A 26,996-nucleotide genomic window follows, 5' to 3' on the forward strand; every position below is an offset into this window, starting at 1 on the left:
CTGTCGGGGTGGCGGGATTTGAACCCACGACCTCTTCGTCCCGAACGAAGCGCGCTGCCAAGCTGCGCTACACCCCGATCGCCGCCTTGCGACCTCTCGGCCCTGGCGACATCGATTACTTTAGCGGACCCTCGCGCTGAGACGAAATCCGGTTTTCGGCGGGCCCGCGGCGGGGGCTACGAGGCGGGCGTGAGGGTGAGCAGGGTGGCCTCGGGCGGGCAGGCGAAGCGGACCGGGGTGAAGCGGTTCGTGCCGCAGCCGGCCGAGACGTGGAGGTACGACCGGTTGCCCGCGAGCTCGTGGGTCGACAGGCCCTTCACCCGGTCCGTGTCGAGGTCGCAGTTGGTGACGAGCGCCCCGTAGAAGGGGATGCACAGCTGCCCGCCGTGGGTGTGCCCGGCCAGGACCAGGGGGTACCCGTCGGCCGTGAAGGCGTCGAGGGTGCGCAGGTACGGGGCGTGCACCACGGCCATCGAGAAGTCGGCGTCCGCCTCCGGACCGCCGGCCACGCGCTCGTACCGGTCCCGCTTGATGTGGGGGTCGTCCAGGCCGGTGAAGGCCAGCTCGAGGTCGGGCAGCTTCAGCCGGCCGCGCGCGTTGGTGAGGTTCACCCAGCCGGCCGCGTCGAAGGCGTCCCGGATGTCCTCCCACGGGTTGTGGACGGCGCCCACGACCGGCGGGTTGCCGTTCAGGCCGTGCTTGCCCTGGGCCTTCTCCAGCAGGTAGCGGGCGGGGTTGCGCAGCCGGGGCCCGTAGTAGTCGTTCGAGCCGAAGACGTAGACGCCGGGGAAGTCCATCAGCGGCCCGAGCGCGTCGAGCAGCTCCGGCACGCCCTCGGTGTCGGAGAGGTTGTCGCCGGTGTTCACGACGAAGTCGGGGCGCAGCCCGGCCAGGGACTGCAGCCAGGCGCGCTTCTTGCGCTGCCCGGCGACCATGTGGATGTCGGAGACCTGGAGGATCCGGATCGGGCGCATGCCGCGCGGCAGGACCGGGACGGTGACCCGGCGGAGCCGGAACGACCTGGCCTCGAAGCCGGCGGCGTACGCCACGCCGACCGCCCCCGCGGCTGCGATTCCGGCGGTGACCTTCAGGGGGAGTCCGTAACGCGCGCGCATGGGGACATCGTCGCAGACCCCGCGCGGTGCGACGGACGGCCCGGCGCCACGGGGCGGCCGGGCCTCCTCCGTCCTGCCCCCGGCCGCGCCTCCCTCGGCGCGGCCGGGGGGAAACAGGTAGGCGCCGACCGGGCCCGACCTGGCAGACTCGACCCATGACCAGCCTCAAGTCCAAGCTGCAGGAAGACCTCACGACCGCCATCAAGGCGCGTGACGAGCTCCGCTCGGCCACGCTCCGCCTCACCCTCACCGCGATCACGAAGGAGGAGGTCGCGGGCAAGGAGCCGCGCGAGCTCTCCGACGACGAGATCCTCAAGGTGATCGCGAAGGAGGCGAAGAAGCGCCGCGAGGCCGCCGACGCCTTCGCCCAGGGCGGCCGTCCCCAGCAGGCCGAGCGCGAGCTGGCCGAGGGCGAGGTCCTGGCGGACTACCTGCCCAAGCAGCTCAGCGACGACGAGCTCACCGCGATCGTGGCCCAGGCCGTCGAGGAGGCCAAGGCCGCCGGCGCCGAGGGGCCGCGGGCCATGGGTGCCGTCATGAAGATCGTGAACCCGAAGGTGCAGGGCCTGGCCGAGGGCGGCCGGGTGGCCGCCGTCGTGAAGCAGCTGCTCGCGGGCTGAGACGGAGAAGAGCGGAAAAGGGAGGGGCGCCCCGGCCGGCAGGCCGGAGCGCCCCTCCCTTCGTCGTGTCCCCGCGTCCTACGGGGTCCCGCCGATCAGGCCCGGGTCGGTGGGGAGGTCGGGGAAGGTGATCCCGCCGTCCCCGCCGCCGTCGGCGCCACCGGAGTCGGTGCCGCCGGTGTCGCCACCGGTTCCGCCGCGACCGGGCTTGTCGTCGCCGCGGCCGGGCTTGTGCTTCTTGCCCTTGTTCTTGCCCTTGCCCTTGCTGCCGCCCGCCGGGTCCGGGGACTCCGGCAGCGGGACGGTCACGAACTGCATGACCTCGCGCCCGGCCAGTGCGCCCGAGACCGCGTCACGCCAGATGGGGCCGGGGACGCCACCGCCGTAGACCTTCTCGTAGTACTGGCCGCCGATGTAGATGTTCTCCATCGAGATCTGCTTGGCGCCGCCCGAGCCGACCCAGGTCGCGCCCGCCATGTTCGGCGTGTAGCCCACGAACCAGGCGTTGTAGCGGGAGTCGGTGGTACCCGTCTTGCCCGCGCTGTCGCGGTCGCTCAGGCCCGCCTGCGCACCCGTGCCGGAGTCGACCACGCCGCGCAGCAGCGTGTTGATCGTGTCGGCGGTCTTCTCGGACATGACCCGGTCGCAGCGCGACTTCGGCACCGCGATGGCCTTGCCGTGCGGGTCGGTGATCGACTCTATGGCGACGGGGGTGCAGTACGTGCCGCGGTTGGCGAAGGTCGCGTACGCGTTGGCCATGGTCAGCGGGGACATGCCCTCGGTGCCCAGCGCGATGGAGGGCACCTCCTTCAGCTTCTCGCCGTTGGCGGGGATGACGCCGAGCTTCTTCGCCATGGTCGTCACCGGGCAGAGGCCGATGTCGCTGATCATCTCGACGAAGTAGGTGTTGACCGACTTGGCCATCGCCTCGCGCAGCGCGTACGGGCCGACCTCGGACTCCGACTCGTTCTCGACCTGGTCGCCGGTGTTGATCCAGGGCGTGTCGCTGCAGCTCTGCACCGGGCTCGGGTACGGCATGTCGTGCGGCGACGCGTACACCTTGCCGGGCGAGACGCCCTGCTCGATGGCGGCGGCCGCCACGAAGGGCTTGAACGTCGAACCGGTCGGGAAACCGAAGCTCGATCCGCCCATGCGCTTGTCGACGGAGAAGTTGATCTGCGTCTCGTTCGTGCCGAAGCCGTACGGCTTCGACTGGCCCATGGCGAGGATCCGGCCGGTGCCCGGCTGGACGAGGGTCACCGCGGTGGCGACCTTGTCGTCCTGGTTGACGTGGTCCTTGATGGAGGCGTTGACCGACTCCTGGGACTGCGGGTCCAGGGTGGTGCGGACGGTCAGGCCGCCGCGGTTCCAGACCTTGGCCCGCTCCTCGCGCGTCTTGCCGAAGACGGGGTTGGAGAGGAACACCGCGCGCACGTAGTCGCAGAAGAAGCCGGCGCCGCTGACGGCCGTGATGCAGCCGTTCTTGGGCTTGGTCACCTTCAGCTTGATGGGCGTGGCCTTGGCCGCGTCGGCCTCGGCCTGCGAGATGTCCTTCACCTCCGCCATGCGCTGGAGCACCGTGTTGCGGCGCTTGGTGGCTTCCTCGGTGTCGTTGACGGGGTCGTACCGGCTCGGCGACTGGACGAGTCCGGCCAGCAGGGCGGACTCCGCCAGGGTCAGGTCGCGGGCGGGCTTGCTGAAGTAGCGCTGGGAGGCGGACTCGATGCCGTACGCCTGCTGCCCGAAGAAGGTGATGTTGAGGTAGTTCTCGAGGATCTTCTTCTTCCCGAGCTCCTCCTCGACCTGGATCGCGTACTTCAGCTCGCGCACCTTGCGGCCCAGGCTCTTCTGCTGCGCCTCGGCGACCTTGGTCGGGTCGTCGCCGGCCTCCTCGACGAAGACGTTCTTCACGTACTGCTGCGTGAGTGTCGAGGCGCCCTGCGCGGCGCCGCCCTCCTGCGCGTTGCGGTTGACCGCGCGCAGGATGCCCTTGACGTCGATCGCCCCGTGCTCGAAGAAGCGCGAGTCCTCGATCGCGACGATCGCCTTCTGCATGTACGGCGAGATGGCCGTGAGCGGTACGACCTTCCGGTCCCGCGAGTAGACGGTCGCGATGAGACCGCCCTCGGCGTCGAGGATGTTCGTGCGCTGACTCAGCGGCGGGGTCTTCATGTTGGCGGGAATCTCGTCGAACCCGTCGACCGTGCCCTTGGCCGCGAGACCGAGCACGCCCGCACCGGGAATCGCGATGCCGGCGAGCACGACGCCGGCCAGCGCGGACACCCCGAGGAACTTGGCGGCCTGCTGGGTCCCGGTGAGACCTCCGCCCGAGCGCTTCTTTGGCATGGGGGAAGCCTACGTTCTCATTCCCCGGACACGCGTGCATGCCTTGGCCTAAGCTGCTCCCAACTGTCACAGCAGTGCGGGGGGAGATCAACCCTTCGGCATGACATTCACCCTTTCCGAAGCGGGTGGACATATGTCCGAATGCCCCGCATCCGTCGCGCGGTGCCCCTTGTGAGTCGACCGGCTTGTCCCGAATCGCCGGAATGGCCCGTCATGTCGCCGCGTCACTCCGTCGGGTGATCTGCCGCTTACGCATAGTCCGTTCGGACCATTCAAGATTGGGCCCGTCGGGGGTGTTGCGCTGTGCCCGCCTTCCGTAACGTCCTCAACTGGCAGCGGTGAATATGCCGCTACCGCCGTGGGGGAGCCTCGATTCGGGAGAGGACGGCGCCGTAATGGGCTGGGTTACCGACTGGAGTGCGCAGGCAGCCTGCCGCACTACCGATCCGGATGAGTTGTTCGTACAGGGTGCAGCGCAGAACAGGGCCAAGGCGGTGTGCACCGGTTGCCCGGTGCGGACCGAGTGCCTCGCGGACGCGCTCGACAACCGCGTCGAGTTCGGTGTCTGGGGCGGCATGACCGAGCGGGAGCGGCGCGCACTGCTGCGCAGGCGCCCGACCGTGACCTCCTGGCGGCGACTGCTGGAGACCGCTCGTACGGAGTACGAGCGCAGCACCGGCATCCTCGGCATGGATGCCGACGAGGAGGCGGACGTCGCCTACGAGACGTACGCGGCGGCCGGGTAGACCGGCACCGGTACCTCTTCGCGGGCGGACGCGTTCCACCGCGGACGGACCGGTCCCTCCGGGCATCCCCGGAGCTCCTCCCACGCTCGGGTCCGATCAGCCCCGCTGACCGGTCGTGAGCCGCTCACCGATGGCCCGAAGCCCGGCGAGGTCGTGCACATCGCCGGGCAGGGCGGCCACCTCGGCCACCGGCACCTCAGGGTGCAGTGACGTGAAGCGGTCGCGCGTCTGCTGCTCGCGCGCGATCACCTGCATGCGTTCGGCGTGCAGGCGCAGCAGCCCGGCGGCGATCAGGTCGGCGTCCGAGGCGCCGCTCGTGCCGGCCGATCCGTTCGTGGGGTCACCGCCGCCATGCGGGGGAGCGTCCGAGGCGGTGGAGTCACGAAGTCCAGCTTTCCCGGACTCCTGATCGACAATGCCGCCTTCTTCAAGATTCTCCGCGGCCGCCAGGGCCCGCTCCGCCGAGAGCCCGTCGGCGCCACTGCCGTGCACCCGGTTCAACACCAGCCCGGCCAGCGGCATGTCGTCCGCGGCCAGCCGCTCCACGAAGTACGCCGCCTCGCGCAGCGCGTCCGGCTCCGGCGCCGCGACCACGAGGAAGGCCGTCCCCGGCGCCTGCAGCAGCCGGTACGTGGCGTCCGCGCGGGTGCGGAAGCCCCCGAACATGGTGTCCATCGCCGCCACGAAGGTCTGCACGTCCTTCAGCAGCTGGCCCCCCATCAGCTTGCTCAGGGTGCCGGTCATCATCGACATGCCGACGTTGAGGAACTTCATCCCGGCCCGGCCGCCCACCTTCGCCGGTGCCATCAGCACCCGGATGAACTTCCCGTCCAGGAACGACCCCAGCCGCTTCGGCGCGTCCAGGAAGTCCAGCGCGGACCGGCTCGGCGGGGTGTCCACCACGATCAGGTCCCAGTCCTCGCGCGCCCGCAGCTGGCCCAGCTTCTCCATGGCCATGTACTCCTGCGTGCCGGCGAAACCGGCCGACAGGGACTGGTAGAAGGGGTTCTCCAGGATCGCCCGGGCCCGGTCGGGGTCCGCGTGGGACTCGACGATCTCGTCGAAGGTCCGCTTCATGTCGAGCATCATGGCGTGCAGCGCGCCACCGGCCGCACCCGCGTCCGCCACCGGCCGCGGGGTGTTGTCCAGCACGTCGATCCCCATCGACTGGGCCAGCCGCCGCGCCGGGTCGATGGTCAGCACCACTACCTTGCGCCCCCGCTCGGCCGCCCGTACGCCCAGGGCCGCCGCGGTCGTGGTCTTGCCCACCCCGCCCGCGCCGCAGCACACCACGATCCGGGTCTCCGGGTCGTCCAGCAGCGCGTCCACGTCCAGCAACGGGGGAGTCCTCAGCGCGCTGCTCACGCGGCGCTCACCTGCTTCCGCAGCTCCGCCGCCAGGTCGTACAGCCCGGCGAGCTCCATCCCGCCGCCCAACAGCGGCAGTTCGTACGCCTCCACGCCCAGCCCCGCCAGTACGGCACGCTGCTCGCGCTCCAGCTCCACCCGCTCGGCGTGCTCCGCGGCCTGCTCCAGCAGCGGGTCCACCAGGCGCTCGGCCGGCCCGCCGCGGCGCGCCGCGCCCAGCCCCGCCCTGGACAGCGCCCGCGCCACCTCGACGCGCCGCTCGCCCGAGGCGGCCCGCAGGGCCTCCTCGTCCAGATGGTGCGGCCGCACCATGTTGACCACGACCCGGCCCACCGGCAGGCCCGCGGCCCGCAGCTCGTCGATGCCGTCCGAGGTCTCCTGCACCGGCATCTCCTCCAGCAGGGTGACCAGGTGCACGGCCGTGTCGGGGGACTTCAGGACCTTCATCACCGACTGGGCCTGGTTGTGGATGGGGCCGAAGCGCGCGAGCCCGGCCACCTCGTCGTTGACGTTCAGGAAGCGGGTGATGCGGCCGGTCGGCGGCGCGTCCATCACCACGTGGTCGTACACGAAGCGGCCCGCCTTGTCCTTGCGCTTGACCGCCTCGCAGGCCTTGCCGGTCAGCAGGACGTCCCGCAGACCGGGGGCGATGGTGGTGGCGAAGTCGATGGCGCCGAGCTTCTTCAGCGCCCGTCCGGCCGAACCGAGCTTGTAGAACATCTGGAGGTAGTCGAGCAGCGCCCGTTCGGCGTCGATGGCCAGGGCGTGCACCTCCCCGCCGCCCGGCGCCACCGCGATCTTCCGCTCCTCGTACGGGAGCGCCTCCGTGCCGAAGAGCTGCGCGATCCCCTGCCTGCCCTCGACTTCCACGAGAAGTGTCCGCTTGCCCTCGGTCGCGAGGGCGAGCGCGAGTGCTGCGGCGACCGTGGTCTTACCGGTGCCGCCCTTGCCGCTGACCACCTGGAGCCTGCTCACGCGTCGAGCCTAACCACTCGCCTTTCGCGCTGCGCATGAGCCCTCGTCCAGGTATTACGCTCCCCTGCTATGAAGAAGTTTGAATACGCGACGGTCCCGCTGCTGGTCCACGCCACGAAGCAGATCCTCGACACGTGGGGCGAGGACGGCTGGGAGCTCGTCCAGGTCGTGCCCGGGCCGAACAACCCCGAGCAGCTGGTCGCCTACCTGAAGCGGGAGAAGCAGGCATGAGCGCTGTCGAGGCCAAGCTCGCCGAGCTCGGACTGACGCTCCCCGAGGTCGTGCCCCCGCTGGCCGCCTACCAGCCGGCCGTCCGCTCCGGCGCGTACGTCTACACCGCGGGCCAGCTCCCGATGGTGGAGGGCAAGCTCCCGCTGACCGGCAAGGTCGGCGGCGAGGTCTCCGCCGAGGAGGCCAAGGCGCTCGCCGCGACCTGCGCCCTGAACGCGCTGGCCGCCGTGAAGTCCGTCATCGGCGACCTGGACAAGATCGTGCGGGTCGTGAAGGTCGTCGGCTTCGTGGCCTCGGCCCCCGACTTCACCGCCCAGCCCGGCGTCATCAACGGCGCCAGCGAGCTGCTCGGCGAGGTCCTCGGCGAGAAGGGCGTGCACGCCCGCAGCGCCGTCGGCGTCGCTGTCCTGCCGCTGGACGCGCCCGTCGAGGTCGAGTTCCAGGTGGAGGTCGCGGACTGACCCCGCTGCCGCCGCCGAGGGGGTCCCGGGGACGCGTCCCCGGGACCCCCTCGAACATCCCGCCGGATCGCCGTAGGCTCCGCCCATGTCGAACGGTGAGACGAACGGGCAGCGCGGCCCGCACGGCGAGCAGGACCAGCAGACACCCGGCACCGCCCCCGCCGGCGGCCAGTGGTACCCGCCGGAGTGGCCCGACCGCATCCGCGCCCTCGCGGACGGCAGCCTGACGCCGGTGGCCCCCAAGCGCGCGGCCACCGTCATGCTGCTGCGCGACGCCGCCGACGGCCCTGACGTCCACATGCTGCGCCGCCGCGCCTCCATGGCCTTCGCCGGCGGCGCGTACGCCTACCCCGGCGGCGGCGTCGACCCGCGCGACGACGACCACCTCGTCGGCTGGGCCGGACCCGCCCTCGACCACTGGGCGAAGCGCCTGGGCACCGAGCCCGCCACCGCCCAGGCCATCGTGTGCGCCGCGGTCAGGGAGACGTACGAGGAGGCGGGCGTCCTGCTCGCCGGCCCGACGGCCGACACCGTGGTCGGCGACACCACCGGGGACGACTGGGAGGCCGACCGGCAGGCCCTGGTGGCCCGCGAGCTGTCCTTCGCCGACTTCCTCGACCGCCGCGGCCTGCTGCTGCGCTCCGACCTCCTGGGCGCGTGGGCGCGCTGGATCACCCCCGAGTTCGAGCCGCGCCGCTACGACACCTGGTTCTTCGTGGCCGCCCTCCCCGAGGGCCAGCGCACCCGCAACGCCTCCACCGAGGCCGACCGGACCGTTTGGATCCGCCCGTCCGAGGCAGCCGCGGGGTACGACCGGGGCGAACTGCTGATGATGCCGCCCACCATTTCGACCCTGCGCTCCCTGGAGCCGTACGGGAGCGCCGCCGACGCCCTCGCGGCCGCCGAAGGCCAGGACCTGACACCGGTGCTGGCGCAGGCCAGGCTGGAAGGGGGCGAGCTGGTGCTCAGCTGGCCGGGCCACGACGAGTTCACCAAGCGGGTGGGGACGACGGGAGGTGCGTCATGACGGACGCCGCCGCGCTGCCGGGCCAGCCCCGCGGAGCCGTGGTCTCGGGGCCGGCGACGGCTCGGGCGGTCAACGTCCTGGCGCCGAACGCCTCCGCCATGACCCTGGACGGCACCAACACGTGGATCGTCTCCGAGCCGGACTCGGAGCTGGCCGTGGTGATCGACCCGGGCCCGCTGGACGAGGCGCACCTGCAAGCGGTGGTCGCGGCCGCCGAGGCGGCCGGCAAGCGGGTCGCCCTCACGCTGCTGACCCACGGGCACCCCGACCACGCCGAGGGAGCCGGCCGGTTCGCGGAGCTCACCCGGACGAAGGTGCGGGCCCTCGACCCGGCCCTGCGGCTGGGCGACGAGGGCCTCGCGCCCGGCCAGGCCGTCCGGGTCGGCGGGCTGGAGATGCGCGTGGTCCCCACGCCCGGGCACACCGCCGACTCGCTCTGCTTCCACCTGCCCGCCGACGGGGCCGTCCTGACCGGGGACACGATCCTCGGGCGCGGGACGACGGTGGTGGCGCACCCCGACGGGCGGCTGGGCGACTACCTCGACTCGCTGCGGCGGCTGCGCTCGCTGACCGTCGACGACGGCGTGCACACGGTGCTGCCGGGGCACGGGCCGGTGCTGGACGACGCCCAGGGCGCCGTCGAGTTCTACCTCGCGCACCGGGCGCACCGGCTGGCACAGGTCGAGACGGCGGTGGAGGACGGCTTCACCACGGCCCCGGAGGTCGTGGCGCACGTGTACGCGGACGTGGACCGCACGCTGTGGCCGGCGGCCGAGTGGTCGGTGCGGGCGCAGCTGGAGTACCTGCGCGAGCACGGTCTGATCCCGGGTCCGCCCGGCTACTGACCCTGTCCGGGCTATCGACCCTGTCCGGGCTACCGGCCGGTCACTTAGGCTCCCTGCATGATCTTCGCCGTCATCGCCCTCGTCCTCGCCGTGAACTGGATAACGGCCCACGTCAACCAGAAGGTCCGGGAGGTGGCCCGGAAGACCGCCCGGGTCGAGTACAAGCTCGACCTGATCATGGCCCACCTCGGCATCGAGGAGCCGGAGCCGGCGGGCCTGGACGTGGTCCGGGACCTGCTGCGCAAGAACAAGGAGATCGAGGCCATCAAGGAGTACCGGCGGATCACGGGAGCGGGCCTGAAGGAGGCCAAGGACGCCGTCGAGGCGCTCGACTACTGAGCTCGACGCTCCGCTCCGAGCCCGTCGACCGGCTCCGGTCGACTTCGACCGGCTTCGGCCGACCTCGACCGCCCGGCCCGCCCCGCACGGCGACCGGTCGGCTCGACCGCCGCCCGGCCCGACCCCCGGGCTGCGGGGCCCTCACCCCGCGGGCCGCGGGGGCTTCACCCCGATCACGGCGGCGTACTCCGCCGCCAGCCACGGTCCGAGGTCCTCGGCGTACGTGCGCAGCACCGCGGGGTCGGCCGTCGGCTCCAGGGCCAGGCGGGCCGCCTCGCGCAGCTGTCCGGCGCGCTCGGGGTAGTACTCCGCGAAGGCCTCCGCCTGCCGCCCCAGATCGCTGGTCCAGCCGCCCCACCGGGGCATGACCAGCGTGAAGGCGGTCCGCACCAGCTGCCGGGACCAGCCGCGCACCAGTCGACGGTACGCCGTGTCGCCCGCACCCCCGGCTCCGCTCCCGCTCCCGCCCGTGGCCGTACTCCCGCCCTCGCCGCCGGCCTCCGCCATCCGCTGCCGCAGCTTCGGCAGCAGCGCCGCCAGGTCGCCGTTGGTCTCGCGGGCCAGCAGCGCGTCCGGCCGGTACCGGGGCAGGTGCTCGGCGAGGTCCGCCCCGAGCAGCGGGGTGCACAGGCAGGCCACGAACCAGCCCAGGTCGTACCGCTCCGCCTCGCTGAGCAGTCGCTCCTTGCCGAACAGCAGGATGCCCACGCCGTCGACGACGGGGTGGGCGGCGTCGAGGTCGGCGGCCAGGCCGGCGGTGGCCTCCCGGTCCGTCGCCGTGGGCTCCTCGTGCAGGGCCAGCAGCAGGTCGAGGTCGGAGCGCCCGGGGCGGGCGGTGCCGCGCGGCAGCGACCCGTACAGGTAGGCGCTGTGCAGCCGCCGGCCGTACGTCTTCACGACGCGGTCGCGCGCGTCGGCGACGAGGCCCTGGAACTCGGCCCCGATGCGGGCGAGCGAGCCCTCGCGCTCGATGAACCCCTGCCCGTCCAGTCCCCTGTGCTCCACGCGCCCCATTGTGTCCATGGGCCCCACTGTGCCGCGCGGCCTTTTCGCGGCCCTCGAACCACGCGCGAGCACGCCGAAGGCCCCGCCCGAGTGGGCGGGGCCTTCGTGTCACGGCGGGGTGCGGGACCCGGTCAGCGGGACCGCTTCGCCAGGCGCTCGACGTCCAGCAGGATCACGGCGCGGGCCTCCAGGCGCAGCCAGCCGCGCTGGGCGAAGTCGGCCAGGGCCTTGTTCACGGTCTCGCGGGAGGCGCCGACCAGCTGGGCCAGCTCTTCCTGCGTGAGGTCGTGGACGACGTGGATGCCCTCTTCCGACTGCACGCCGAAGCGGCGCGAGAGGTCGAGCAGCGCGCGGGCGACACGTCCCGGCACGTCGGAGAAGACCAGGTCGGACATCTGGTCGTTGGTCTTGCGCAGGCGCCGGGCCACGGCGCGCAGCAGGGCGGTGGCGACCTCGGGGCGGGCGTTGAGCCACGGCTGGAGGTCGCCGTGGCCGAGGCCGAGCAGCTTGACCTCGGTCAGCGCCGTCGCGGTGGCGGTACGCGGGCCCGGGTCAAAGAGCGAAAGTTCACCGATCAGCTCGCCGGGGCCGAGGACGGCGAGCATGTTCTCGCGCCCGTCCGGGGAGGTGCGGTGCAGCTTGACCTTGCCCTCGGTGACCACGTACAGCCGGTCACCCGGGTCGCCCTCGTGGAAGAGGGCGTCGCCGCGGGCGAGGGTCACTTCGCTCATGGAGGCGCGGAGCTCCGCGGCCTGCTCGTCATCGAGCGCCGCGAAGAGCGGGGCGCGCCGCAGAACGTCGTCCACGAGTCTCTCTCCTATGTCGACCTGCATCAGGGGACCGTGCTCCCCATTTTGCCGGACGCTTCAAACAGTGCGATCAATCACAGGATGCCGGACGAACCGGGTGTGCTGTGCCGCCGGGGGCGAATCGATGGGCTGTTCGGGCCACCGTGGAGGGGGGCGAGGGCGGGTGCCGGGGGCCAAGAGGCCGCCGGGCGTGGGCGGAAGGGCCTGCGGGCGCCATCATGCCAGGCGATTCCGCTCTGGGCGAACAGTGGGGCCGGAGTGATTTCGGGAGCCGTCCGGGGCGTTCGGAACCACCCCTCCTCCGCGGCGGTGCCACTTTGCGGACACGGCCCGGTCCTGTCGGCAGCCGGGCGTAGCCTTCGTCACATGGCAGCAGCGAAGAAGGCCGTACCGGCCCCTGCGACGGCGAAGGCCACGACGACGACGGCGACGAAGACCAACACCACGGTGACGAAGACGGCGACGAGGACGGCGGCCGGGCGGACGGCGGCCACCAGGACGACGAAGAAGACGGCGGCCGCGCCGGCGCCGACGGCAGGAGCGGCCAAGGCGGAGTCCCGCCTCGCCATGGTCCGGCGCGCCCGCCGGATCAACCGCGAGCTGGCCGAGGTCTACCCGTACGCCCACCCCGAGCTGGACTTCCGCAACCCCTTCGAGCTGCTGGTCGCCACCGTGCTGTCGGCGCAGACCACCGACCTGCGGGTGAACCAGACCACCCCGGCCCTCTTCGCGAAGTACCCGACGCCCGAGGACATGGCCGCGGCCGTGCCCGAGGAGCTGGAGGAGATCATCCGGCCCACCGGCTTCTTCCGGGCCAAGGCGCGCTCGCTGCTGGGCCTTTCCGCGGCCCTGCGGGACGACTTCGGCGGCACCGTGCCGGGCCGTCTGGAGGACCTCGTGACCCTTCCGGGCGTCGGCCGCAAGACCGCCCACGTCGTGTTGGGCAACGCCTTCGGCCGGCCCGGCATCACCGTGGACACCCACTTCGGCCGTCTGGTGCGGCGCTGGAAGTGGACCACGCAGGAGGACCCGGAGAAGGTCGAGGCGGAGATCTGCGCGATCTTCCCCAAGAGCGAGTGGACGATGCTCTCGCACCGCGTGATCTTCCACGGCCGGCGGATCTGCCACGCCCGCAAACCGGCCTGCGGCGCCTGCCCGATCGCCCCGCTCTGTCCGGCGTACGGGGAGGGCGAGACCGACCCGGAGAAGGCGAAGAAACTGCTCAAGTACGAGATGGGGGGCCAGCCCGGCCAGCGGCTGAGCCCGCCCCCGGACTACCCGGGCCGGCCGGCCGCCCCGCTGGGCGCCGCCGCGGCCGACTGACCCGGTCCGCACCGGGGGAGGAACGAATCGAGCCGCCGGCGGCGTTGAGGCCGTCAGGGGCAGTACAGCGAACGGGGAGCCGATGACAGGGGCGACACGGGCCGGCGGGTCCGGATCCACCGAATCCACGCGGACGGCGCTGTCCACCGCCGGGTTGCCGTCGTGGCTGGACCCGGTGGTCGAGGCGGCGCGCACGGTCCGGCCGACCCAGCTGAGCCGGTTCCTGCCGCCCGCCGGCGACGACGTCCGCGAGTCCGCCGTCCTGATCCTCTTCGGCGACGGAGCCCAGGGCCCCGAGCTGCTGCTCATGGAACGCTCGGGCACGCTCCGCTCGCACGCCGGACAGCCCTCGTTCCCCGGCGGCGCCCTCGACCCGGAGGACGGCGACCCGGAGGACGGCGCCCCGCTGCGCGCGGCGCTGCGCGAGGCCGAGGAGGAGACCGGCCTGGACCCGGCCGGGGTGCAGCTCTTCGGCGTGCTGCCGAAGCTCTACATCCCGGTGAGCCGGTTCGCGGTCACCCCGGTGCTCGGCTGGTGGCGCGAGCCCAGCCCGGTGGGGGTGGTGGACCCGGCCGAGACGGCCCGGGTCTTCACAGTGCCCGTGGCGGATCTCACGGAGCCGGCCAACCGCGCCACGGTCGTGCACCCGAGCGGCTTCCAGGGCCCCGCATTCCTGGTCGAATCGGCTCTGGTCTGGGGTTTCACCGCCGGACTGATCGACCGGATCCTGCACTACGCCGGCTGGGAGCGGCCCTGGGACCGCACCCGGGAGGTCCCGCTCGACCGGCTCTCGTGAGACGGTGGCCCACGTGAACGTGCTCGACCAGCTGAACGTGCTGGACATCCTCCTGCTGGTCGCCGCCGTGTGGTTCGCGATCATCGGCTACCGCCAGGGGTTCGTCGTCGGCATCCTGTCCGTGATCGGCTTCCTCGGCGGCGGCCTCATCGCGGTGTCCGTGCTGCCGCTGATCTGGAACCAGGTCACGGACGAGGCCGCGGTGACCACGACGGCCGCCATCGTCGCGGTGGTCGTGGTGATCATCTGCGCCTCGATCGGCCAGGCCTTCACCACCCACCTGGGCAACAAGCTCAGGCGGCACATCACCTGGTCGCCCGCCCGTGCGCTGGACGCCACGGGCGGCGCGCTGGTCAACGTGGTCGCCATGCTGATGGTGGCGTGGCTCATCGGATCCGCGCTGGCGGGCAACCCGACCAACAGCCTCGGCAAGCAGGCCAACAAGTCGCAGGTGCTGTACGGGGTCTCCCAGCTGATGCCGCAACAGGCGGGCACGCTGTTCTCGGACTTCAGCTCCGTCCTCGCGCAGAACGGCTTCCCACAGGTCTTCAGCCCGTTCGCCAACGAGCCCATCACCGAGGTGAGGGCGCCCGACCCGGCCCTCGCCCAGAGCCCCGTCGCGCAGCGCGCCAAGCGCTCCATCGTCAAGGTCGTGGGCACCGCGCCGAGCTGCAGCAAGGTGCTGGAGGGCACCGGCTTCGTCTTCGCCCGGCACCGGGTCATGACCAACGCCCACGTCGTCGGCGGGGTCTCGGAGCCCACCGTGCAGATAGGCGGTGAGGGGCGGCTGTACGAGGCGAAGGTCGTGCTCTACGACTGGCGTCGCGACATCGCCGTCCTCGACGTGCCGAAGCTCAAGGCGCCCCCGCTGGAGTTCACCGAGCCCGACGCGCGCAGCGGCAGCGGCGCGATCGTGGCCGGCTTCCCCGAGAACGGCTCGTACGACGTGCGCGCCGCCCGGGTGCGCGGCCGGATCAACGCCAACGGCCCGGACATCTACCACCGGGGCACGGTCCGCCGCGACGTCTACTCGCTGTACGCGACGGTGCGCCAGGGCAACTCCGGCGGCCCGCTCCTGACCCCCGAGGGCCAGGTGTACGGCGTGGTCTTCGCGAAGTCCCTGGACGACCCGAACACGGGGTACGCCCTGACGGCCGACGAGATCCGGGACGACATCCAGGACGGCCAGCTGGCCACCCGCCGCGTCACGAGCGAGGGCTGCGCCCTCTGAGGCGCGTCCCGGAGCCGGGCCGGTCCTGCGCCCTAGCTGCGGGTATGCCGCAGCCGGGCCGAGACCCAGCGGGCCCGGCGGCGCAGGATGCGCGGGATGTCGAGACGTGGGTCGGGGCCCTCAGCGGGGCCGCCGACCCTCTCGCGGGAGCCCAGCGGCGCTGCTGAGCGGCGGTTGCGTGCGGAGTCACCGTAGTCGTGCGTCCAGCCCATACTTCGACGTCTGCCCGGGCCTCATGGTCGGTAACCGTGCGGGGGAGGGCCAATTGGCCTATGCGCGGGGCATGTGAACGTTCGGCGTACGCGTGTTCAACACGGGGTCCGACGGATCCCCGTCGGACCGTCAGCGGTCGGGCTCGGGGTCCTTCAGCCAGTTGACGAGCTCCGTCGAGAAGGCCACCGGGTCCTCCTCGTGCGGGAAGTGCCCGAGGCCGTCGAACAGCCGCCAGCGGTACGGCGCTTCGACGTACTCGCCGGAGCCCGCGGCGCTGCGGGTGCGCATCACCGGATCCAGCGACCCGTGCAGGTGCAGCGTGGGCACCCGCACCGGACGCTTCATCCGGCGGTAGAACTGCACGCCGTCGGGGCGGGCCATCGAGCGGACCAGCCACCGGTACGGCTCGATCGAGCAGTGCGCGGTGGAGGGGATGCACATGGCGCGCTGGTAGACCCGTACGTCCTCGTCCTCGGGCAGCCGCGGGCCGGACCAGTCCCGGATCAGGTCGCCCACCAGGGCGCCGCCGTCCGCGACCAGCCGCCGCTCGGGCAGCCAGGGCCGCTGGAAGCCCCAGATGTGCGACCCGGCCCGGCTCTGCGCGTAGTCGGCCAGCATCGCCGAGCGCCAGCGCCGCGGGTGCGGCATCGAGGAGACCACCAGGCGGCGCACCAGCTTGGGGCGCATCACGGCCGCGGTCCAGGCGAGGTAGCCGCCCAGGTCGTGGCCGACGAGGGCGGCGTCGGGCTCGCCGAGGGACCGTACGACCCCGGTGATGTCCAGCGCGAGGTTGGCGGGGTCGTAGCCGCGCGGGGTGCGGTCGCTGCCGCCCACCCCGCGCAGGTCCATCGCCACGGCCCGGTAGCCCGCGTCGGCCAGCGCGGTCAGCTGGTGGCGCCAGGTCCACCAGAACTGCGGGAAGCCGTGCAGGAGCAGGACGAGCGGCCCGTCGCCGAGCTCGGCGACGTGGAAGCGCGCGCCGTTGGCCGCCACGTCGCGGTGCAGCACCTTCCTCCCGTCAGGGAGGTCGAGCCGGACCGCCGTGGCGGCGGTGGGCGGGGTGCCGGGGTCGGGTGTCGGGGCCGTCATGAGGACGAGCGTGCCACACCCACGGCCTCGGCACTGACCGGCCGCGGGTGCGGCTTGACGGTGCTGACGACCGCCGCGGTCTCCTTGATGGAGGCGATCGACTTCTCGGGCGGGCTGATCTTCTTGAGCTTGGACACGGCGAACAGCGCGAGCACGCCCGCGATCAGCAGGAACGCGGCGCCGACGATCAGGAAGGACCAGGCCAGGCCGAGGCCGAGGTTGTGGATCCCGTACGCCGCGGCGAAGCTCAGCACCGGCACCGCGAACAGCGCCAGCGTGCCGGCGACACCGATGGCGCCGCCGCCGATGCCCACGCGCTTGACGTCCTCGCGGATCTCGGCCTTGGCGAGGGCGATCTCGTCGTGCACGAGGGCCGACATCTCGGCGGTGGCGACGGCGACCAGCTGGCCGAGACTGCGCTCCACCTCTTGCGGCTCCTGGCCCACTGCGCTCATCGCTGTCTCCCTCACTCGTCCCGGCTCGTCCGAACAGTCTGCTGTCAGATCATGCCGGACTGTCGCCGTCGGCGCTGGACGTGGTCGCCGATCCGGCCGTGGGTCCCGTGTTCGGGGCCGGGGCGCCGTCCTGCGCGGTGGCCGCCCGCGCGGCGGCCAGCTCCGCCCTGCGGCGGTGCTCGGCGGCCTTGGCCTCGTGGATCGCGGCCATCCTCAGGTGGTAGGCCGGGTTCTCCTGCTCGTAGACGTCCGGGATGCCGTCCCCGTCCTCGTCGAGCTCTTCGGCCGCGGTCAGGGCGCGGTACTTCCGGTCGCGCAGCTTGAGCAGGATGCCCGCGAGCACGGCGGCGATCAGGGAACCCACGAGCACGGCGGCCTTGACCTCGTCGGCCAGGACCAGATCCTCGGAGAACGCCAGCTCGTCGATGAGCAGTGACACGGTGAAGCCGATGCCGGCCAGGGCGGCCACCGCGAAGACGTCGGGCCAGCGCAGGTCGGGATTGAGCGACGCCCGGGTGAAGCGGGCCGACAGCCATGTGCCGCCGAAGATGCCGATGGCCTTGCCGACGACGAGGCCGAGGACCACACCCAGTGCCTCGGGGCGGGTGAAGACCGCGGCGAGTGCCCCGCCGGAGAGGGCCACACCGGCGGAGAACAGGGCGAAGAGCGGGACCGCGAAGCCGGCCGACAACGGCCGCACCAGGTGCTCGATGTGCTCGCCGGGGGAGTGCTCCTCGCCCTCGACGCGCGTGCAGCGCAGCATCAGGCCCATGGCCACGCCGGCGATGGTGGCGTGGACACCGCTGTTGTACATCAGGCCCCAGATGACCAGCGCGAGCGGGACGTACACGTACCAGCCGCGCACCCCCTTGCGCAGCAGGAACCAGAACAGGGCCAGGCCCAGGAACGCGCCGATGAGCTGCGGGAAGCGGATCTCGCTGGTGAAGAAGATCGCGATGATCAGAATCGCGAAGAGGTCGTCCACCACGGCCAGGGTCAGCAGGAAGGCGCGGAGCGCGGAGGGCAGCCAGGTGCCGATGACGGCGAGGACGCCGAGCGCGAAGGCGATGTCGGTGGCGGTGGGTACGGCCCAGCCGTCCAGCGAGCCGCCGCCGACCGTGTTGACCAGGGTGTAGACCAGGGCGGGTACGGCCATGCCGCAGACGGCCGCGATGACCGGGAGGGCGGCGGCCTTGGGGTCGCGCAGGTCGCCCGCGACGAGCTCGCGTTTGAGCTCGATGCCGGCCACGAAGAAGAAGATCGCGAGCAGGCCGTCGGCGGCCCAGTGCTGGACGGAGAGGTCCAGCCCGAGGGCGGCCGGCCCGAAGTGGAAGTCGCTGACGGTGGCGTAGCTGTCGGCGAGGGCCGGGACGTTCGCCCACAGCAGGGCGGCGACCGCGGCCGCCAGGAGGATCACGCCGCCGACGGTCTCGGTGCGCAGCGCGTCGGCGACGTACCGGCGCTCGGGCAGGGAGAGGCGGCCGAGGAAGCGGCGGCCGGAGGGCTGGCCCGGAGGCGGGTCGGTGGGGGCGCCGGCGGGGGCGGGCGGCGGCGAGGGCGAGGGCACGGTGGGGCACCTCCGGTGGTCGACGGCATGGCAACGGCAGTTGCCGACCAGACTTCCCGGCTCACCCTGATACTTCAGCGCCTTGAACGTTGACGCTTCCTTGATTTTACAGGGCGCGCTCTCGCGAGGTCATATCGGACGATCTTCACCCTAAATGCCGGGAGGGCATCCGGCGCGTGGTGCGCCGGACGCCCTCCGTGGCGGTGTGCCGGGATCAGTCCTCGCTGGCGGCGCTCGGCAGCTTGTCCTGGATCAGGGACATCACCGAGGAGTCGGTCAGGGTGGTGACGTCGCCCAGCTCGCGGTTCTCGGCCACGTCGCGCAGCAGGCGGCGCATGATCTTGCCGGAGCGGGTCTTGGGCAGCTCGGCCACCGGCAGGATCCGCTTCGGTTTGGCGATCGGGCCGAGGGTGGTGCCCACGTGGTTGCGCAGCTCCGCGACCAGGCCCTCGTCCTCGCTGGCGGTGCCACGCAGGATCACGAAGGCGACGATGGCCTGGCCGGTGGTCTCGTCGGCGGCGCCGACGACGGCCGCCTCGGCGACCGCCGGGTGCGAGACCAGCGCGGACTCGACCTCGGTGGTCGAGATGTTGTGGCCGGACACGAGCATCACGTCGTCGACGCGGCCGAGCAGCCAGATGTCGCCGTCGTCGTCCTTCTTCGCGCCGTCGCCGGCGAAGTACTTGCCCTCGAAGCGGGACCAGTAGGTGTCGATGAACCGCTGGTCGTCGCCCCAGATGGTGCGCAGCATCGACGGCCACGGCTCGGTCAGCACGAGGTAGCCGCCGCCCCCGTTCGGGACCTCGCGGGCCTCGTCGTCCACGACGGTGGCGGAGATGCCGGGCAGCGGGCGCTGGGCCGAGCCGGGCTTGGTCTCGGTGACGCCCGGCAGCGGGGAGATCATCATGGCGCCGGTCTCGGTCTGCCACCAGGTGTCCACGATCGGGCAGCGGCCGCCGCCGATGTGCTCCCGGTACCAGATCCACGCCTCGGGGTTGATCGGCTCGCCGACCGAGCCCAGGATGCGCAGGCTCGACAGGTCGAACTTGGCGGGGATGTCGTCTCCCCACTTCATGAACGTGCGGATGGCCGTCGGCGCGGTGTAGAGGATGGTGACGCCGTACTTCTGCACGACCTCCCAGAACCGGCCCTGGTGCGGGGTGTCCGGGGTGCCCTCGTACATGACCTGGGTCGCGCCGTTGGCCAGCGGGCCGTAGACGATGTACGAGTGGCCCGTCACCCAGCCGATGTCGGCGGTGCACCAGTAGACGTCGGTCTCCGGCTTGAGGTCGAAGACCGCGTGGTGGGTGTAGGCCGCCTGGGTGAGGTAGCCGCCGGAGGTGTGCAGGATGCCCTTGGGCTTACCCGTCGTACCCGAGGTGTAGAGGACGAACAGCGGGTGCTCGGCGTCGAAGGCCTGCGGGGCGTGCTCGGTGGACTGGCGGCCGACCAGCTCGTGCCACCAGACGTCGCGGCCCTCGGTGAAGGCGGTGTCCTGGCCGGTGCGGCGCACCACCAGCACGTTGCGGACCTGCGGGCACTTGCCCAGGGCCTCGTCGATGGCGGGCTTGAGGGCGCTCGGCTTGCCGCGGCGGTAACCGCCGTCGGCGGTGATGACGAGCTTGGCGTCGGCGTCCTGGATGCGGGAGGCGACGGCGTCGGCGGAGAAGCCTCCGAAGACCACCGAGTGCGCGGCGCCGACGCGGGCGCAGGCGAGCATCGCGACGACGGCCTCGGGGATCATCGGGAGGTAGACCGCGACCCGGTCGCCGGCCTCGACGCCCAGCTCGGTCAGGGCGTTGGCGGCCCGGGAGACCTCGTCCTTGAGCTCGGCGTAGGTGATGCTGCGGCTGTCGCCGGGCTCGCCCTCGAAGTGGATGGCGACGCGGTCGCCGTGGCCGGCCTCCACGTGGCGGTCCACGCAGTTGTACGCCACGTTGAGCTTGCCGTCGGCGAACCACTTCGCGAAGGGCGGGTTGCTCCAGTCGAGCGTCTCGTTCGGCTCGGTGGCCCAGGTCAGCCGCCGGGCCTGGGTGGCCCAGAAGCCCAGCCGGTCCGCCGCGGCGTCCTCGTACGCCTGCGCCGTGACGTTGGCGTGGGCGGCCAGACCGGCGGGCGGTGCGAACCGCCGCTCCTCCTTGAGCAGGTTGGCCAGGCTTTCGTTGCTCACCGACATCTCCCTTTCCCAGGGTGTCCGTTGTGTCCCGGGTCATAGCTCATCAGGCACGGGCCCGGGTGACAAGGGGTAACCGGAAATTGGTTTAGACCTGTAGCCGGACGATGGACGTGCGCAGCGGAAGGCCCTCCCCGCTGCAGGGTGCGGGGAGGGCCATACGGTCTCACGTGCGACGGGGTGTTCCGGTTCAGGCGGTGGCCTGTTCAAGTGCCGAGTCCCGCTCGATCGGCCGGATCGCTTCGGTCCGGCCCGCACCGGCGCGGGCCGCGGCCGGGTTGCCGGCAGGGGCCGCATGGGGGTTCCCGGGCAGGTCGGAGGCGGTGTCGTGCGGATCCACGCTGGTGAACACATGCGGCTCGAAAAAGCCGTCGGCCTCCGCCAGCAGGTACGCCTGGGCCTCGCCCACGTGGAAGTACATCCCGTGCAGTTCGAGGGTGCCCTCGGCGAGCCGGCGCCGGACCGACTCGTGCGCACGCAAGTGCTCCAGTTGCTGGACGACGTTGGTCAGGCACAGCTGCTCCACCGCGTCCGCCGGGAGCCGGCCGGAGATCCGGGCCCAGCGGTGGTGGCGGCTCGACATCCGCTCCAGGCTGGGGGCGCCGTGCCGCAGCCAGCGGCGCAGCGGGGTCGCGGGGAGGTCCGGCGGCGTGGTGAGCAGGGCCTGCATCGCCCCGCAGCCGGAGTGGCCGCAGACCGTGATGCTCTCCACCTGCAGCACGTCCACCGCGTACTCGATGGCCGCGGCCACGGAGTCGTCCCCGGACTCGGACCCGGGGAGCGGCACCAGGTTCCCCACGTTGCGCACGGTGAACAGGTCGCCGGGGCCGCTGGCGGTGATCATGCTGGTGACCAGGCGGGAGTCGGCGCAGGTCAGGAAGAGCTGGGAGGGCTGCTGGCCCTCGCGCGCCAGCCGTGCCAGCTCGCCGCGCACCAGCGGGGCCGTGTCGCGCTGGAACGCGCTGATGCCGGTGGCCAGTTGGCCCGCGCGGTGGCGCGGCGCCGCGGCGGGGGCTCTGCGGTGCTCGCAGTGGTTCTGCACCGCGTGCCACGGCGTCCACGGACGGCAGCAGTGGTGCGGGCCCTTGGCGCTGTGCGCGCCCCTGCCGGCCGGGGCCCCGCCGGCCGCCGCCGGCTCGGCGACTCCGGCGGCGGGGTGGGGGGTGCGGCCGGTGACCGTGACCCGGCCCCCGTGGGCGAGTTGTGCGTCCTCCCAGTCCTGGAGGGTCTCGTATGCCGCGTGGTCCATGAAGGATCCGTCCAGTTCGAGTACGACGTCGGCGTCCTGCGGGATCTGGCCCAGCACCCGGCTCAGCCGGGGCACCGCCAGGAAGGTCAGCTGGCCGCGGGCGCGCACCCGGTGGACCCCTTCGTGGGCCTCCAGGGTGATGCGGGTGCGGGCGAGCCGGTTCAGGGCCACCGCGATCGCCACGCCGATGCCGATGGCGACGCCGGTGAGCACGCCGGCGAGGACCACGGCCACCGTCGTCACCGCGTACACCAGGGCCTCGCGGTGGCGCGTGACGTTGCGGATGTGGGTGATGTTCACCATCTGTACGCCCACCGCCAGGACCAGCGCGGCGAGGGCGGCCAGTGGGATCAGGTCCAGTACGGGCACCAGCACGGCCGCCGCCAGCAGCACCCACACGCCGTGCCATATGGTCGAACGCCGGCTCGTGGCGCCCGACTTGACGTTGGTGATGCTCCGGACGGCGCCACCCGACACCGGCAGCCCGCCCAGCGCGCCGGAGGCCATGTTGGCCAGGCCCTGGCCGCGCAGCTCGCGGTCGAGCGAGGCGCGCCGGGGCCGGTCGGTCGTGGCCCGCTCGGCGGCGATGAGCTTGTCGACGGCCACGGCGGACAGCAGGGACTCGACGCTGCCCACCAGGGTCACGGCGACCACGGCGGCGAGGATGCCCAGCACGGGGCCGTCGGGGAGCTCCGGCAGGGCGTGGCTGCGCCAGGACGGCAGGTCGACGCGCGGCAGGCCGAGCCCGGCCGCGGCGGCCGCCGCCGTGGCCAGGGCCACGGCGGCCAGGGGGGCGGGTGCCTTGCGCAGCAGCCGTCCGGCGCGCCCGGGCAGCCGGGGCCAGGCCAGCAGCACGGTGATCGTGAGCGCGCTGACGGCGAGCGCTCCCGGGTGGAGGTCGGCCAGCTGGGCGGGCAGCTCCCGCACGTTGGCGATCGCGGAGCTCTGGGGCGTTCCCCCCAGCACGATGTGGAGCTGGGCCACCACGATCGTGACGCCGATGCCGGCGAGCATGCCGTGCACGATGGCGGGACTGACCACCAGCGCGGAGCGGGCGGTGCGCAGCAGGGCAAGACCCAGCTGCGCCGCGCCGGCCAGCACGGTGACGGCGCAGGTGGTGCGCCAGCCGTAGCGGTGGATCAGCTCGGCGGTGACCACGGTGAGGCCGGCCGAGGCGCCGCTGACCTGCAGCGGCGCGCCACCGAACCGGCCGGCCACGATGCCGCCCGCCGCTGCGGCGACCAGCCCGGCCTGGAGCGGGGCTCCGGTGGCCAGGGCGATGCCCAGCGAGAGCGGCAGGGCGATCAGGAAGACCGCGATCGACGCGGAGAGATCAGACGGGCGATCAGGCACGGGTGCACGGCTCCTCCCAAGCAAAGCTCAACAGTCGGTAAATGAACCGTAATGGAGAGTAAAGAACCTAGTGGGATATAAGCCGCAAATGGATGAAGAGTTCCCCCTCTCGGGTGATTAAGCATTTTGTCCGGCTTGTCATATCTTCGTTTGGCTTCCTTGCGTGGGACGTTGCGGACGCGCGCCGAGACGGCGCCACCCCAACGCGGAACACGGCAAGGAAGAGGGTGGGCGGATGATGGCCGCCTCGAAGAAGATCGCCGGCGGCCTGGTGGCCACGGCGCTGGCGCTGGGCGTCGCGGGTTGCAGCAGTTCGGAACCCGCCAAGCGCCCGGCCGCCGGGCATCCGGGCGCGGGCGCCGGGGGCAGACCCGGCGCGCCCGCCGCGCCCGCACCGGGCAGCGTCCTCAGGCTGCTCGGCGACGGCTCGACCTCGTACACCGGCGGGCAGCCCAACGTGGCGCTGCCGGAGAAGCTGAAGCCCGGTGAGAAGCCGCCGCAGTTCGTGGTCTTCTCGTGGGACGGTGCCGGCGAGGACAGCCAGAAGCTCTTCTCGCACTTCCGCGAGGTCGGGAAGAAGTACCACGCCCGCATGACGTACTTCCTCAGCGGCGTCTACATGCTGCCCGAGGAGAAGCGGGACCTGTACACCGCCCCGCAGCACGACCCCGGGCGCTCCGACATCGGCTTCGGCGACCTCCAGGGCATCAAGGACACCGCGGAGCAGCTGCGCGGCGCCTGGCTGGAGGGCAACGAGGTCGGCACCCACTTCAACGGGCACTTCTGCGGCCCGGACGGCGGCGTGGGCACCTGGTCGGTCGAGGAGTGGAAGAGCGAGATCAACCAGGCCAAGTCCTTCGTCAAGAGCTGGAAGACCAACTCCGGCCTGAAGGAGGAGAAGGCCCTGCCCTTCGACTACGACAAGGAGCTGATCGGCGCCCGCACCCCCTGCCTCGAGGGACAGAAGAACTTCATGCTGGCCGCGAAGACGATGGGCTTCCGCTACGACTCCAGCGGCATCAGCAAGCAGGTCTGGCCGAAGAAGACCGAGGGCCTGTGGGACGTGCCCCTCCAGCTGGTCCCCATGCCCGGCCGGGCCTTCGAGACGCTCTCGATGGACTACAACTACCTGGTCAACCAGTCCGGCACGACCACCCAGGGCGACCCCTCGCAGCACGAGTACTGGGGCGACCAGATGCGCGACGGCCTGCTGAAGGCCTTCGACCGGACCTACCGGGGCAACCGGGCGCCGCTGATCATCGGCAACCACTTCGAGTCGTGGAACGGCGGCACGTACATGCGTGCCGTCGAGGAGACCATCAAGAGCGTCTGCACCCAGCCCGACGTGCGCTGCGTGCCCTTCAAGGAACTCGTCGACTGGCTCGACGTGCAGGACCCGAAGGCCCTGGAGCGGCTGCGCACGCTGGACGTGGGCGAGGCGCCGAAGGACGGCTGGCCGACGTTCATGACCAAGGGCCCGGCCGCCGCGCCGGCCGCGCCCGGAGCCCCCGCCGTCAGCCGGCAGGAACAGGAAGAGGGCTGACCGCCGCGCCGGCGAGGCCGTCGGCGCCCTCCTCCGCGAGCCGCTCGTGAAGGACGAAGCCGGGGTCGACCTGCGCCGCCAGGTCGACCCCGGTCTTCGCGTTGCCCCAGCTCTCGGCGTTGCGCAGATGGAAATGGACCATCTGCTCGGTGTACCGCGCCCAGTCCCGCCGCTCGTACGAGCCGTCCGCCGCCTCCCGCAGGGCGGCCAGCGCGTCCCGGTTGGCGGCCTCCAGCAGCGCGAACCGCGGCGGGCGCCCCTTCTCCATCGCGCGCACCCAGTCCGAGTGCCCGACCGTCACCAACAGGTCGTCCCCGACCTCTGCGCGCAGGAAGTCCACGTCGTCCGGGCCCTGCACCTTGTTGCCGACGACCTTCAGCGCCACGCCGAAGTCCCGCGCGTACTCCTTGTACTGGCGGTAGACCGACACGCCCTTGCGGGTGGGCTCGGCGACCAGGAAGGTCATGTCGAACCGGGTGAACATCCCCGACGCGAAGGAGTCGGAGCCCGCCGTCATGTCGACGACCAGGTACTCGCCGCGGCCGTCCACCAGGTGGTTCAGGCACAGCTCCACCGCCCCGACCTTCGAGTGGTAGCAGGCCACGCCCAGGTCGGCCTCGGTGAAGGGGCCCGTGGCCATCAGTCGGACCGGGCCGCCGTCGAGGCGCAGCGTGCGGGCACAGGCCTCGTACACCGGGTTGTCCTCGCGGATCCGCAGCAGGCGCGAGCCGGTCCCGGGAGGGGTCGTCTTGATCATCGAGTCGGCCGTGGCGATCCGCGGGTTCGCGCCCCGCAGGTACTCCTTGATCAGCGGCAGCCGCGCGCCCATGGCGGGCAGTGCGGCGGCCTCCTCGTCCGAGAGGCCGAGGGCGGCGCCCAGGTGCTGGTTGATGTCGGCGTCCACCGCCACGACGGGGGCGCCCGTCGCCGCGAGGTGGCGGACGAAGAGGGAGGACAGCGTGGTCTTGCCGCTGCCGCCCTTTCCTACGAAAGCGATCTTCATGTTCACAAAGGGTAGCGACTCGATCGCTCGGCGTGGTCGAACCGAGTGAAGAAGGCCACTCGGGGCCGGGCGCGGTGCTATGGGTGCGTAGGCTCCCTACTTATGAGTACGTCAGCCGATCCGCTCGCCGCCCTGGCCCAGCTGCCCGGCGTCGCCGAGTCCGTGGAATCCATGCGCAAGGCCGTCGACCGGGTCTACGGGCACCGCGTGATGCGGCGGCGCAGCGCGGAGATCACCGCCGAGGCCGCGCTGCGCGGCGCGCGGGGCAACGCCGCGCTGTCCGGGGCGGACTGGGCCCTGGAGGAGGTGCGGCGGCGCACCGACTTCGGCGGCGACGACGAGGCGCGCACCGTGGGCGCCGCGCTGCGGCTGGCGGCCGAGGCGGGCCAACTGCTCACCATCTGGCGGCAGTCCCCGCTGCGCGTGCTGGCACGGCTGCACCTGGTGGCGGCCGGCGGCGCGGGCACCGGGGCGGACGACGGCGTCATCGGCCGGCCGCGACTGGCGGGGGAGCCCGTCGTCGAGCCGCTGGTGGACCTGCCGCTGCCCGCGGCCGACGAGGTGGCCGGGCGACTGGACGGGCTCTCGGGCCTGGTCATGGCGGGGAGTTCGGCGCCGGCGCTGGTGACCGCCGCCGTGGTGCACGGCGAGCTGCTCGCGCTGCGGCCGTTCGGTTCGCACAACGGACTGGTGGCGCGGACCGCCGAGCGCATCGTGCTGATCAACAGCGGTCTGGACCCGAAGGCCGTCTGCCCGGCCGAGGTCGGGCACGCGGAGCTGGGCGCGGCCGCCTACCGCGCGGCGCTGGAGGGGTACGTCTCCGGGACCCCGGAGGGCATGGCCGCCTGGATCGCGCACTGCGGGCGGGCGGTCGAGCTCGGGATGCGCGAGTCGACGGCGGTCTGCGAAGCGCTGCAGCGCGGCGCGGCGTAAGCGGGCCCGCACAGGGTTGCGGCGACACCCGTACTGCTCTGGTGTCGCCGCTGGCATTCACGCCCAGTTACCAAGCGTCCTCGATACGTGCCCATCAGGCCGGGATGCTTTGCCCTTGCCTGGTGCGGGCGGCCCTTAATCGAAGGGTCGACGTCGCGTGGGTGCTCGGCGTTCATGCAATC

The 26,996-nt window shown here is 72.2% G+C and carries 25 protein-coding genes and 1 tRNA gene; 12 read left to right on the top strand and 14 right to left on the bottom strand.

Annotation, left to right across the window (positions count from 1 at the left end):
• Positions 1-3: 3 nt before the first annotated feature.
• Together ACIQCH_RS16160 and ACIQCH_RS16165 are read right to left on the bottom strand one after the other, a co-directional pair.
• Positions 4-77, bottom strand: a tRNA-Pro gene (locus ACIQCH_RS16160).
• Positions 78-176: 99 nt separating this feature from the next.
• Positions 177-1,115, bottom strand: a complete 939-nt coding sequence (locus ACIQCH_RS16165) for a metallophosphoesterase (RefSeq protein ID WP_402581313.1) — start codon at positions 1,113-1,115, stop codon at positions 177-179.
• Between the two features lie 155 nt (positions 1,116-1,270).
• On the opposite strand from ACIQCH_RS16165, the gene ACIQCH_RS16170 reads away from it, so the two are divergent.
• Positions 1,271-1,735 carry a GatB/YqeY domain-containing protein gene (locus ACIQCH_RS16170; RefSeq protein ID WP_402581314.1) on the top strand — a complete coding sequence of 155 codons (465 nt, stop codon included), beginning with the start codon at positions 1,271-1,273 and terminating at the stop codon, positions 1,733-1,735.
• Between the two features lie 78 nt (positions 1,736-1,813).
• On the opposite strand, the gene ACIQCH_RS16175 is transcribed toward ACIQCH_RS16170, so the two are convergent.
• Positions 1,814-4,081 carry a transglycosylase domain-containing protein gene (locus ACIQCH_RS16175; protein WP_402581315.1) on the bottom strand — a complete coding sequence of 756 codons (2,268 nt, stop codon included), beginning with the start codon at positions 4,079-4,081 and terminating at the stop codon, positions 1,814-1,816.
• A gap of 395 nt (positions 4,082-4,476) precedes the next feature.
• On the opposite strand from ACIQCH_RS16175, the gene ACIQCH_RS16180 reads away from it, so the two are divergent.
• Positions 4,477-4,827, top strand: a complete 351-nt coding sequence (locus ACIQCH_RS16180) for a WhiB family transcriptional regulator (protein WP_030199497.1) — start codon at positions 4,477-4,479, stop codon at positions 4,825-4,827.
• A gap of 96 nt (positions 4,828-4,923) precedes the next feature.
• Here ACIQCH_RS16180 and ACIQCH_RS16185 read toward each other — a convergent pair whose 3' ends face one another.
• Positions 4,924-6,192, bottom strand: a complete 1,269-nt coding sequence (locus tag ACIQCH_RS16185; protein ID WP_402581316.1) for an ArsA family ATPase — start codon at positions 6,190-6,192, stop codon at positions 4,924-4,926.
• Complete coding sequence (locus tag ACIQCH_RS16190; protein WP_402581317.1) at positions 6,189-7,169, bottom strand: ArsA family ATPase; 981 nt, start codon at positions 7,167-7,169, stop codon at positions 6,189-6,191. Before ACIQCH_RS16190 ends, ACIQCH_RS16185 begins: the two co-directional genes overlap by 4 nt.
• 69 nt (positions 7,170-7,238) lie before the next feature.
• Here ACIQCH_RS16190 and ACIQCH_RS16195 point away from each other — a divergent pair, with 69 nt between their 5' ends.
• From ACIQCH_RS16195 to ACIQCH_RS16215, 5 genes are all read left to right on the top strand, one after another.
• Complete coding sequence (locus ACIQCH_RS16195; RefSeq protein WP_107048484.1) at positions 7,239-7,400, top strand: DUF4177 domain-containing protein; 162 nt, start codon at positions 7,239-7,241, stop codon at positions 7,398-7,400.
• Positions 7,397-7,861: a RidA family protein gene (locus tag ACIQCH_RS16200; RefSeq protein ID WP_030199511.1), complete on the top strand. Its 465-nt coding sequence runs from the start codon at positions 7,397-7,399 to the stop codon at positions 7,859-7,861. The genes ACIQCH_RS16195 and ACIQCH_RS16200 overlap by 4 nt, the downstream gene beginning before the upstream one ends.
• 85 nt (positions 7,862-7,946) lie before the next feature.
• Entirely contained in the window at positions 7,947-8,888 is a 942-nt protein-coding gene (locus tag ACIQCH_RS16205; protein WP_402581318.1) for an NUDIX hydrolase, read from the top strand.
• Entirely contained in the window at positions 8,885-9,733 is an 849-nt protein-coding gene (locus tag ACIQCH_RS16210; RefSeq protein ID WP_402581319.1) for an MBL fold metallo-hydrolase, read from the top strand. The genes ACIQCH_RS16205 and ACIQCH_RS16210 overlap by 4 nt, the downstream gene beginning before the upstream one ends.
• Positions 9,734-9,790: 57 nt before the next feature.
• Complete coding sequence (locus tag ACIQCH_RS16215; protein ID WP_030199526.1) at positions 9,791-10,072, top strand: ribosomal protein L7/L12; 282 nt, start codon at positions 9,791-9,793, stop codon at positions 10,070-10,072.
• Positions 10,073-10,213: 141 nt separating this feature from the next.
• Here the strand turns inward: ACIQCH_RS16215 and ACIQCH_RS16220 are convergent, their stop codons facing one another.
• Both ACIQCH_RS16220 and ACIQCH_RS16225 read right to left on the bottom strand, forming a co-directional pair.
• Positions 10,214-11,086 (bottom strand): nucleotidyltransferase domain-containing protein, encoded by an 873-nt coding sequence (locus tag ACIQCH_RS16220; RefSeq protein ID WP_402581430.1) that lies wholly within the window; start codon positions 11,084-11,086, stop codon positions 10,214-10,216.
• A gap of 122 nt (positions 11,087-11,208) precedes the next feature.
• Positions 11,209-11,883 (bottom strand): Crp/Fnr family transcriptional regulator, encoded by a 675-nt coding sequence (locus tag ACIQCH_RS16225; protein WP_017947815.1) that lies wholly within the window; start codon positions 11,881-11,883, stop codon positions 11,209-11,211.
• 369 nt (positions 11,884-12,252) lie between these two features.
• Here ACIQCH_RS16225 and nth point away from each other — a divergent pair, with 369 nt between their 5' ends.
• From nth to ACIQCH_RS16240, 3 genes are all read left to right on the top strand, one after another.
• Positions 12,253-13,209, top strand: a complete 957-nt coding sequence (gene nth / locus ACIQCH_RS16230; protein ID WP_402581320.1) for an endonuclease III — start codon at positions 12,253-12,255, stop codon at positions 13,207-13,209.
• Between the two features lie 82 nt (positions 13,210-13,291).
• Positions 13,292-14,005, top strand: coding sequence for an NUDIX hydrolase (locus tag ACIQCH_RS16235; RefSeq protein ID WP_402581321.1), 714 nt, complete (start codon positions 13,292-13,294; stop codon positions 14,003-14,005).
• Between the two features lie 31 nt (positions 14,006-14,036).
• Positions 14,037-15,236, top strand: coding sequence for a MarP family serine protease (locus tag ACIQCH_RS16240; protein ID WP_402581432.1), 1,200 nt, complete (start codon positions 14,037-14,039; stop codon positions 15,234-15,236).
• A 32-nt stretch (positions 15,237-15,268) separates the two neighbouring features.
• Here the strand turns inward: ACIQCH_RS16240 and ACIQCH_RS16245 are convergent, their stop codons facing one another.
• The 6 genes from ACIQCH_RS16245 to ACIQCH_RS16270 all read right to left on the bottom strand — a co-directional run bounded on the left by ACIQCH_RS16245 (position 15,269) and on the right by ACIQCH_RS16270 (position 23,359).
• Entirely contained in the window at positions 15,269-15,448 is a 180-nt protein-coding gene (locus ACIQCH_RS16245; protein ID WP_402581322.1) for a hypothetical protein, read from the bottom strand.
• A 130-nt stretch (positions 15,449-15,578) separates the two neighbouring features.
• On the bottom strand, positions 15,579-16,538 hold the full coding sequence (locus tag ACIQCH_RS16250; protein ID WP_402581323.1) for an alpha/beta fold hydrolase: 960 nt from the start codon (positions 16,536-16,538) through the stop codon (positions 15,579-15,581).
• On the bottom strand, positions 16,535-16,993 hold the full coding sequence (locus tag ACIQCH_RS16255) for a phage holin family protein (RefSeq protein ID WP_402581324.1): 459 nt from the start codon (positions 16,991-16,993) through the stop codon (positions 16,535-16,537). Before ACIQCH_RS16255 ends, ACIQCH_RS16250 begins: the two co-directional genes overlap by 4 nt.
• A 49-nt stretch (positions 16,994-17,042) precedes the next feature.
• Positions 17,043-18,464: a Na+/H+ antiporter NhaA gene (nhaA, locus tag ACIQCH_RS16260; protein ID WP_402581434.1), complete on the bottom strand. Its 1,422-nt coding sequence runs from the start codon at positions 18,462-18,464 to the stop codon at positions 17,043-17,045.
• 310 nt (positions 18,465-18,774) lie between these two features.
• The gene (gene acs, locus ACIQCH_RS16265; protein ID WP_402581325.1) at positions 18,775-20,730 is read right to left on the bottom strand and encodes an acetate--CoA ligase; all 1,956 of its coding nucleotides are present in this window, start codon (positions 20,728-20,730) and stop codon (positions 18,775-18,777) included.
• Positions 20,731-20,923: 193 nt separating this feature from the next.
• Positions 20,924-23,359 (bottom strand): bifunctional SulP family inorganic anion transporter/carbonic anhydrase, encoded by a 2,436-nt coding sequence (locus ACIQCH_RS16270; protein ID WP_402581326.1) that lies wholly within the window; start codon positions 23,357-23,359, stop codon positions 20,924-20,926.
• 211 nt (positions 23,360-23,570) lie between these two features.
• On the opposite strand from ACIQCH_RS16270, the gene ACIQCH_RS16275 reads away from it, so the two are divergent.
• Positions 23,571-24,878, top strand: coding sequence for a hypothetical protein (locus ACIQCH_RS16275; RefSeq protein WP_402581327.1), 1,308 nt, complete (start codon positions 23,571-23,573; stop codon positions 24,876-24,878).
• On the opposite strand, the gene ACIQCH_RS16280 is transcribed toward ACIQCH_RS16275, so the two are convergent.
• Positions 24,850-25,881 carry an ATP-binding protein gene (locus tag ACIQCH_RS16280; RefSeq protein ID WP_402581328.1) on the bottom strand — a complete coding sequence of 344 codons (1,032 nt, stop codon included), beginning with the start codon at positions 25,879-25,881 and terminating at the stop codon, positions 24,850-24,852. The genes ACIQCH_RS16275 and ACIQCH_RS16280 overlap by 29 nt on opposite strands.
• Before the next feature lie 102 nt (positions 25,882-25,983).
• On the opposite strand from ACIQCH_RS16280, the gene ACIQCH_RS16285 reads away from it, so the two are divergent.
• The gene (locus ACIQCH_RS16285; protein ID WP_402581329.1) at positions 25,984-26,814 is read left to right on the top strand and encodes an oxidoreductase; all 831 of its coding nucleotides are present in this window, start codon (positions 25,984-25,986) and stop codon (positions 26,812-26,814) included.
• Positions 26,815-26,996 lie beyond the last annotated feature (182 nt).

The organism is Streptomyces sp. NPDC093225 (assembly GCF_044753805.1).
GTDB lineage: Bacteria > Actinomycetota > Actinomycetes > Streptomycetales > Streptomycetaceae > Streptomyces.